Origin of the sequence: Bacillus sp. V59.32b (genome assembly GCF_003429085.1) — a bacterium.
Lineage (GTDB): Bacteria > Bacillota > Bacilli > Bacillales > DSM-1321 > Peribacillus.
Map to the genome: position 1 here is coordinate 1 of NZ_QVTC01000115.1, position 8,966 is coordinate 8,966.

Genomic DNA, 8,966 nt, shown 5'->3' on the forward strand with positions numbered 1-8,966 from the left:
AACCGCCACGTCCTTATGTCTTCGTCGGCACTAGCACGTCCTGTGCGTCGGGGCTGGGCTGCTTACGCTAGACATCAATACATGTTGAAAAATTTTATACTTTCTTATTTTTTTAAAAAGGAGAGAGCATTCTTGCAAATAAAATCAATTGAACCAACACCAAGCCCTAATACAATGAAAATAAATTTAACCGAAGAGCTTGTTTCCGGGAAAAGCAATAACTACAAGAAAGAACAGGCGGATTCCGCGCCTGCCGTCATAAAAGAAATTCTCCAAATAGACGGGGTAAAAGGGGTCTATCATGTTGCAGACTTTCTTGCCGTGGAACGAAATCCTAAATTTGACTGGAAGGAAATCCTGATTAAAGTCCGTCAATGTTTTGGAGAGGATACTGGAAAAGAACAAGGCGAGAATACGATGCTTGACCACTATGGCGAGGTATATGTGCTCATTCAGCAATTCAAAGGGATTCCGATGCAAATTAAAATGAATGATGGCACGACAGAAAAAAGATTCGCACTTCCCGACTATTTCGTTAAAGCAGTAGGAGACGCCCAGCTTCCTGATGACAATGTTGTGATTCTTCGAAAATGGAAGGACTACGGTGTCCGCTACGGTGAGATGGACGCAATCGGTGCGGAGGTGACAGAAGAGCTCATCGCCGCTTATCCGAAGGAAAGATTGCAATCGCTCGTGAAGGCCGCCCAAAATAGCGATGAGAAAAAAGATACAGTCGTTAAAAGGAATAAAATTAAACTCACGGAAGAAATGCTTGTCGAAGAAGATTGGGAAAAGCGCTATCAGGCACTTGATCAAATGGACGATCCAACGGTAGAGGATATTCCGCTGCTTGAAAAAGCATTGGATGACAGCAAGGTGTCGATCAGAAGGCTCGCTGTTGTCTACTTAGGGATGATAGAAGACAAAGCAGTCCTGCCGGCTCTTTATAAAGGGTTGAATGATAAAAGCTCGGCCGTCCGCCGAACAGCGGGCGACTGCCTCTCAGATCTCGGCTTTGAAGAGGCAATGGATGAAATGGCGAAGGGGCTTTCAGATAAAAATAAACTCGTCAGATGGAGAGCCGCGATGTTTTTATATGAATCCGGTAATACCACTGTCCTGGCGGCACTGAAGAATGCGGAAAATGATCCGGAGTTCGAAGTGGCGATGCAAGTGAAGATGGCGATTGAACGGATCGAAACTGGAGAAGAAGCAAAGGGTTCGGTTTGGAAGCAGATGACCGAATCCAGACAGCAATAAATAGCAGAATATAAGGCTTTGAGAATGAAAAAGTAAAATCATTCCCAAAGCCATTTTTTTCGCAAAAAGTCCAACAATAAATCTTCAAAAGATAATATTTTTAAAATTATGAGAAAATTGTTGAAATTATCTTCAAAGTTTTCTATATTGATAAGAAAACATATGGAGGTTATATGATGGCAAAAGATCTAAGAATCCGCAGCAAAGTCATCAGCGAGGGAGAGACTCGGGTTCCCAACCGTGCGATGCTCCGGGCTGTTGGCTTTACCGATGAAGATTTTAAAAAACCGATGATTGGCATTGCAAGTACGTGGAGCGAAGTAACTCCATGCAACATACATATCGATGAACTGGCAAGAAAAGCAAAATCCGGTGCTAAAGAAGCCGGAGGAGCACCGATGATTTTTAATACGATTACTGTATCAGACGGTATTTCCATGGGTACGGAAGGCATGCGATATTCTTTGCCGAGCCGTGACTTGATTGCTGATTCCATTGAAACGGTTGTTGGCGGTGAAAGTCTGGATGGCTTCGTCGCAATCGGGGGCTGTGATAAAAATATGCCGGGCTGTATGATGGCGATTGCCCGGATGAATCTGCCGGCCGTATTTGTGTATGGCGGTACAATCAAGCCAGGAAAATTAAAAGGCAATGATGTCGATATCGTGTCGGCATTTGAAGGTGTAGGTCAGTACAATGCTGGAACGATTGACAGGGATGACCTGCACCAAATAGAATGCCATGTTTGCCCAGGTGCCGGATCATGCGGCGGCATGTACACTGCAAATACAATGGCAAGCGCAATCGAAGCACTTGGGATGAGCCTTCCGGGAAGCTCCTCCCATCCGGCAGAAACAGATGAAAAACATGATGACAGCTTCAAGGCAGGACAAGCCGTCTATAATCTGCTTGAAAAAGATATCTATCCTCGCGATATTTTAACGAAAAAGGCATTTGAAAATGCAATCACCGTTGTAATGGCATTGGGCGGTTCAACCAATGCAATCCTTCACTTAATGGCGATTGCTCACTCAGCTGAAGTCGATTTATCGCTGGATGATTTTAACCGCCTGCAAAAGAAAGTTCCTCATATTGCCGATCTTAAACCAAGCGGCAAATATGTTATGCAGGATTTGTTTAATGTAGGCGGTGTGCCTGCCGTTATGAAGCTTTTATTAAAAGGCGGCTTGCTTCATGGGGATTGCCTTACTGTTACAGGAAAAACGATTGCGGAAAACCTGGAAGAATGGCCGGATCTAACGGAAGGACAAAAAGTGATCTTTCCGCTCGAAACCCCACTTCGTGAAGAGGGTCCGCTTGTGATTTTGAAGGGGAATCTTGCACCAGAGGGAGCAGTCGCAAAGGTTTCTGGCTTAAAGGTTACATCATTGACCGGTCCTGCCAAGGTATTCGACGATGAACCAAGTGCGACGGAAGCCATCTTGAAAGATGAAATCGAGGCCGGTGATGTTCTCGTCATTCGCTATGAAGGGCCAAAAGGAGGTCCGGGAATGCCTGAGATGCTTTCGATTTCCGGAATCCTTGTTGGCAAAGGACTCGGAGAATCTGTTGCCTTGCTTACCGATGGACGTTTTTCCGGCGGGACACATGGACTTGTCATCGGCCATATCGCCCCAGAAGCGCAAACGGGAGGCCCTATCGGGTTAATCAAAACCGGTGATACCGTTACTATCGACACCGAAAAGCAAGAGCTTTCTGTCCATCTATCAGAGGAAGAATTGAAAGCGAGGAAATTGGACTGGAAGGCTCCACCATTAGTAATGAGAGGATCTCTGGCTAAATATGCACGGCTCGTTTCATCCGCATCCATAGGTGCAGTAACTGATTGGTTCGAAGAAGAGAAAGTAAAGGAACGTTCCCAAGTGAAAAGCTAATAATTTTTATCCCGTGCGGAAGTTTTTGTTTCCGCACGGGTTTTTTAGTCTGCTAAAAATATGGTTACTATTGGTTTCGTGTAAGTAACCTGGAGTTTCGTTTAAATGGACTTTCTTTTCGTTTGAATCATCGTGATTTTCGTTTAAATGAGCTATATACTCGTTTGAATCATCAAGAATTTTGTTTAAATGAAAAATCCTCGACATACTGCCTCATTTGGAAACAAAGGAACTTCCATTGTATAGGCTCCCTGAACAATTGTTGACATCTCATATCCAGAAATAAGTACACGTAAGTCTATGTAAGATAATATCCAGATTTCTTATTATTTGATTTTATATTCAAAGTAGAGTTCTTCCTGACCCGTATCACTAAACCACTTCATCTCGATAAATCTAAATCCGACTTTTTGAAGGATTTTCGTTGAATTTATATTTCCCGGATCAACTGATGCATGGATGATGTTAACATCCCCGTGTTGCTTTGCCATTGCTATACAGGCATTTACAGCTTCAGAAGCGTAGCCTTTCCCCCAGTTTATTTTAGAAAAGTGATATATCAACTCTATTTTGTTCAATGTATCTATAACGTTAAAGCCTGCTGCCCCCATTACCTGCCCTGAATTCTTTTCAACTACTGAATAAACAGATAGTCCTTTTTCATAATGACATTTTTGATAGAAGGCGAGAACTTTCGGTAATAAATGGTGTGGAGTAGCACCTGTACAATGTTCCATCACTTCAGGATCTCCCCAAAATGTCTTTGCGATTTCAACATCATTTTTAGTGAACACTTTTAATTGTAATCTCTTGGTTTCATAGACTATTTCCATAATTTCCCCTTCTTGAATTCCTAGTTATGTATCCATAAAATCAAAACCATATGTAAAGAATTATTTACATTTCATTTTAACAAACCTATTTTAGCGCATACTACATGTTCCTTCTTAACGGTAGTTTAAATCATATAATCGGCATTAAATCCGCTATATTTCAAGAAAGATAAAGAAGGATTAATCTTTCTATTAAGTTTTTTATAGGCTCTTCACCATAACTGGTGGTTTAATATTGATTAACGTAATATCTCAGTTAATTTTGCAACAAAGTTGATTGGCGAGGCGAGGATATGCGAGACTCCTCGAAAATGCATACGCATTTTCTCGTGCGTGCCTATGCATGGATGATGATTCAACGTCCTGCGGGAAAAGCAGGCCCGTTAACGGAACGTCGACTAAGATCTGCCACATCCTTATGTCTTACGTCGACGCCAACACATCCTGTGTAAGTCCCGGAGGCGTGCCCTTTGCCGAGGAGGCTCCCGGACTGCCAGCTGAAAGCGAGCGCCTGGAGCGGAAATCAACGGATAATCAAAAGCTTAAACCACTTCTTTTGGTGAAGAACCTTTTTATATAGCGAAATAAATTTTTAATAGAAAATCCACTGCTCTTTACAATTTTTTTCTAAACAATGATTCATCAAGGCGCCTCCTTTGCACAATAATAAAAAGATGTAGTATGCTAAAACTACCACACGAAATGTGATAACAGGAGGTAATATTATGTCAATGGCATATGAAGAATATATGAGACAAATGGTTGTACCAATGCGCCAAGAGCTTGTACAGGCAGGTTTTGACGAACTGAAAACAGAAGAAGAGGTCGAGAAGTACATGGATAATGCCGAGGGAACGACACTCGTCGTCGTAAACTCCGTTTGTGGTTGTGCCGCAGGGCTTGCCCGCCCGGCAGCTACCCAGGCGGTCCTCGGTTCTGATAAAAAGCCTGATCATTTGGTGACGGTGTTTGCCGGACAAGATAAAGAAGCTACTGCGAAAATGAGGGAATATTTCAAAGGAATCGAGCCTTCTTCTCCTTCCATGGCACTATTGAAAGGAAAGGAAGTCGTCCACTTCATTCCGCGGCACGATATTGAAGACCATCCGATGGAAGCGGTTATGGAAAACCTCATGTCTTCTTTCGAAAAATTATCATAAGAAAAAGGGAGAGAGTGTCAAAAGGCATTCTCTTTTCTATTGACAGGGAGATTTATTATGTTTGTTACTACCGGCGGACGCACGGATGATAAAACGATAGAAAAAGCGAAACAAGCGGCGGAGCACTTGGATCTCCCATACGTTCCACGACTGAAACGTTCGGTGGCCGCGCTCCAAAGAATTCACGGTGGCGATTGTTTAGTTATTGGTCGACAAAGGCTTGAACTATATAAAGTGAATCAGGCAGAGCCTTTTTTCTTTCATCCGAATGTCGCCATGCTAAGAATCAAAAGGCTGCTAAAAGGGGAACAGGATCCGTTTGTATATGCAGCCGGAATCCAAAATGGTTCAAGTGTCCTCGATTGTACACTTGGATTAGGTGCGGACGCTATCGTTGCGAGCTTTGTAGCAGGAAAAAACGGGATCGTACAAGGGATTGAGGAAAGCTCGCTGCTTTCGTTTGTGGTGAAACAGGGACTTGAAGAATGGTCGTCGGGAAATGAAGCAATTGATCAGGCTATAAGGAGAGTGATCGTTAAGACATCCAACCATCTGGACGTATTAAGGTCAATCTCAGCTGGCAGCTTTGATGTCGTTTATTTTGATCCGATGTTTGAAGAAAACATTGTAGGGTCAGACGGGATTCGTTCGCTAACTTATTTTGCTGTCAAAGATGAACTGTTAGCGGAAACAATCGAAGAAGCTAAGCGGGTCGCAAAACAGAAAGTCGTGCTGAAAGACCATTTTCGCAGCGAAAGGTTTGCCCGGTTTGGGTTTCAAGTCATTGTACGAAAAACCTCAACGTTCCATTTTGGCTATATAGACGTGCAAGCAAATAAGTGAGCAGTTGATTTAAGCGGAAAAAATGAGGATTTAAGCGAAATAAGAGCCCATTTAAGTGAAAAATATGGCGATTTACGCGAAAATAGTGCTGATTCAAGCGAAAGTTCGCTCCATTTACGCGAAAGTCCTGTTCGCCCTATGAGGAAAGAAAAATGGCAGGCCGCACAACGCGCCTGCCCTTTCTTATGCTAATTAAGATAATCTTCCTCATTCAGCCCGGCAGCCTTTCCTTCCCGGCTGGAATCAGCCGCTCCAAATAAAGTCCCGTCACTAGGATCTATTTGGATGCCTTGGACATTGCCGATACTGTGGGAAACATCATTGAAGGCAAAGCCCATAGACTCGAGGCGGCCTTTGCTGACCATGTCCATACCTTGCTCCCATTCGATATGCGGCCCCATTGGCGTGAAGATGCGCGGTTCTTCAATGGCATCCTTCAAGTTCATATTGAAGTCAATGACATTGATCATCGTTTGGGAAACAGAACTGAGAATAGTCGGACCTCCTGGAGAGCCAAGGGTTAAGACAGGTTTGCTATCCTTAAAAATGATCGTGGGGCTTTTAAAGCTGACGGGCCGTTTTCCCGGCTCCACCTGGTTCATGCCGCCCGGTATCGAATCGAAATCGGTAAGCTCATTATTCAGCATAAAACCATATTCAGGAACCATAATCCCGGAACCGAATGGGTGTTCAACTGTCGACGTGCATGCGACAATATTTCCCCATCTGTCATGGACGGTAAAATGGGTTGTCTCACTCAGATCTGCATCATCAGGCTGCTGGACAATATCCCGTTGCTTTACCGTGTCGTACTGCCATGGGTTCCCGAAGTCGATTTCCGAATTCCTGCTTTCCCAATTAATCAGCTTTCTCCTTTCAGCGAGATAATCATTATGCAGAAGCCCCTTCAAAGGCAAGTCCGCAAATTCAGGATCAGCAAAGAATGCTTTTTTATCAGAAAAGGTGAGGCGCATTGCTTCGGCGATTAAATAATACTTTTCCCAGGATCTTGCCTCGTACTGTTCAAGTTGAAACCCTTCCAGAATCTTCAGCATTTGGATCAATGCGAATCCGCCTGCACTCGGTGCATACGAGGAGGCGATTTTGTAGTCTTTATATGTACCCCAGACAGGCTTGTCTACTGTGATTTTGTAATCGGCAAGATCGCTGAGCTCCATAAACCCGCCAAGATTCTTTATCGCTTTAATGATTCCTTCTCCGATCTCTCCTTCATAAAAAGCCGAAATTCCTTCCTTCTGCAGAATCCGGTAGGTTTTTGCAAGATTTTCTTTTTTATAAATGTCACCTTCTTGTATCTTTTTCCCATTTGGTGAAAAGATGGCCTGGGCTTCATCTCCTAAACGGTAATGGAAATTCTCCAGGGCATCAGATAATACCCAGTTAACAGGCACCCCTTGTTCGGCATGCTCTATCGATGGTTCAATAAGCTCGGAAAGAGGTTTCGTCCCGTGTGCTTTACGTGCTTCCTCCATCGCTTTCAATATACCGGGAATGCCAACAGCGGTCGCACAAGTTGACCTTTTTTTAAATGGGATGACCTCTTTATTGTCATCGAGAAACATTTCAGGATGAGCGGCTTTTGGTGCCCTGACATGACCGTCATATATTTTTATTTCATTTTCCTTTTTGTTATAAACCATCATAAATCCGCTGCCGCCGATACCAGTCATCATCGGTTCAACGACGTTTAACGCAAATTGGATCGCGATCGCCGCATCGACCGCGTTTCCGCCTTCTTTTAAAATTTTTTCGCCCACATCCGTTGCGACCGGATGGGCCGTGACGACCATCCCGGCTTTACCGGTTGCCGTTTCTCTTTCATGATAAGCCATGCTAATAAGCCCCCTTAAAATGTAAAAGATTAGTTATGAATTTAAAATAACGTAAAGTTCGTTATTGATTTTTCAGCTTGAAGGGTAAAAGAAAACCTTGTCAATTAAATGACAAGGACTTAAATAGTAGTATGTCTAAATATTAATCAGTAAATGACAAGTAAACGAAATACGTTAACATTAATAAGCTCAGAATAACGATTGCAATTGACCACTCCATGACGGGCCTCCCTTAGTTTATACATTAGTATGGCCTTCAGCTACTTATTATTATCCTTTTTTCGTCCTATTAAAACATTTTTGAATAAAGGTTAGAAATAAAGCGAAAAGGCATGTATACTAGAATCATATAAAAACGCATCCACAAAAACAAGAAGAAGTTCGAAAGGAGGGGTTGCCATGAAAGCGGCCAATTGGTTGAAAAAAAGTCTTGTTGTTTTAGTTTCTATCTTAACATTCGGGCTGGTTACCCCTTCCGACTTTCAGTGGTTAGCGCAAGCGGAGAATGGTAAGAGTCCGAAAAAGGATTCCGTACAAGAAGCTGATACACAATTCCTGCATAACGCGACTTCTTATAAAAGGGAACCCGTTAAGAGGGAACTGTTTGTCGAAGAAATGCTTAAGAAGGCGGAGAGAAATTCTTATATGAAATTTGGCGAAAAAATCAATGTGAAAATTGGAGATGAATTTAAAGAAGTTATTCTGCCGAAAATGGAGGAAACAATTGACCAAATTGCCCTGCAGTTTCCGGAGGAAGAACTTATCCAGCTGGCTATTTCGGAAAAACCGGCCACTGGAAGGGGAGAGAAGATTTTTCATATTTATAATGAAACGACAAATGAGGATATAATCCGTTTTCATGTGAGACAGGAAAATCCGCCCCAAAAAGGATATTGGTTTAATTTTCATTACCATACCTATCACGACCAGTTCATTACCCATTACGAGCTTGGTAAGCTTTATTGGGATAAAAATACCCCGCCTAAATGGGCGGATAACGCCTATCTATCTTAAAATTAGTCAACATAAAAGAAGGACAGTCAGGAATTTGACTGTCCTTCTTTGGTGCGCCCGGCATGGGTGTAGTCTCTAGGGTGAAAGTCCCGAGCCATGAAGGCAGTA

7 protein-coding genes are annotated in these 8,966 nt (G+C 42.9%); 5 read left to right on the forward strand and 2 right to left on the reverse strand.

The window, feature by feature from the left end:
* Positions 1-132 precede the first annotated feature (132 nt).
* Entirely contained in the window at positions 133-1,260 is a 1,128-nt protein-coding gene (locus D0463_RS19020; RefSeq protein WP_117308920.1) for a conserved virulence factor C family protein, read from the forward strand.
* Between the two features lie 176 nt (positions 1,261-1,436).
* Complete coding sequence (gene ilvD, locus D0463_RS19025; RefSeq protein ID WP_117308921.1) at positions 1,437-3,155, forward strand: dihydroxy-acid dehydratase; 1,719 nt, start codon at positions 1,437-1,439, stop codon at positions 3,153-3,155.
* Between the two features lie 326 nt (positions 3,156-3,481).
* Here ilvD and D0463_RS19030 read toward each other — a convergent pair whose 3' ends face one another.
* Complete coding sequence (locus D0463_RS19030; protein WP_117308922.1) at positions 3,482-3,988, reverse strand: GNAT family N-acetyltransferase; 507 nt, start codon at positions 3,986-3,988, stop codon at positions 3,482-3,484.
* Between the two features lie 725 nt (positions 3,989-4,713).
* Between D0463_RS19030 and D0463_RS19035 the strand changes: the two genes are divergently transcribed.
* On the forward strand, positions 4,714-5,148 hold the full coding sequence (locus D0463_RS19035) for a BrxA/BrxB family bacilliredoxin (RefSeq protein ID WP_117308923.1): 435 nt from the start codon (positions 4,714-4,716) through the stop codon (positions 5,146-5,148).
* A 57-nt stretch (positions 5,149-5,205) separates the two neighbouring features.
* Positions 5,206-5,991, forward strand: a complete 786-nt coding sequence (locus D0463_RS19040) for a class I SAM-dependent methyltransferase (protein ID WP_117308924.1) — start codon at positions 5,206-5,208, stop codon at positions 5,989-5,991.
* A gap of 188 nt (positions 5,992-6,179) precedes the next feature.
* On the opposite strand, the gene ggt is transcribed toward D0463_RS19040, so the two are convergent.
* Positions 6,180-7,844, reverse strand: a complete 1,665-nt coding sequence (ggt, locus tag D0463_RS19045; protein WP_117308925.1) for a gamma-glutamyltransferase — start codon at positions 7,842-7,844, stop codon at positions 6,180-6,182.
* Positions 7,845-8,243: 399 nt separating this feature from the next.
* On the opposite strand from ggt, the gene D0463_RS19050 reads away from it, so the two are divergent.
* Positions 8,244-8,858, forward strand: coding sequence for a YpjP family protein (locus tag D0463_RS19050; RefSeq protein ID WP_117308926.1), 615 nt, complete (start codon positions 8,244-8,246; stop codon positions 8,856-8,858).
* The last annotated feature ends 108 nt before the right edge of the window (positions 8,859-8,966 follow it).

Bases quoted from the DNA above. Each gene is read 5' to 3' on its own strand.
- D0463_RS19035 (WP_117308923.1), top strand. From the start codon at position 4,714: ATGTCAATGGCATATGAAGAATATATGAGACAAATGGTTGTACCAATG.
- D0463_RS19050 (WP_117308926.1), top strand. From the start codon at position 8,244: ATGAAAGCGGCCAATTGGTTGAAAAAAAGTCTTGTTGTTTTAGTTTCT.
- ilvD (WP_117308921.1), top strand. From the start codon at position 1,437: ATGGCAAAAGATCTAAGAATCCGCAGCAAAGTCATCAGCGAGGGAGAG.
- D0463_RS19040 (WP_117308924.1), top strand. From the start codon at position 5,206: ATGTTTGTTACTACCGGCGGACGCACGGATGATAAAACGATAGAAAAA.
- D0463_RS19030 (WP_117308922.1), bottom strand. From the start codon at position 3,988: ATGGAAATAGTCTATGAAACCAAGAGATTACAATTAAAAGTGTTCACT.
- ggt (WP_117308925.1), bottom strand. From the start codon at position 7,844: ATGGCTTATCATGAAAGAGAAACGGCAACCGGTAAAGCCGGGATGGTC.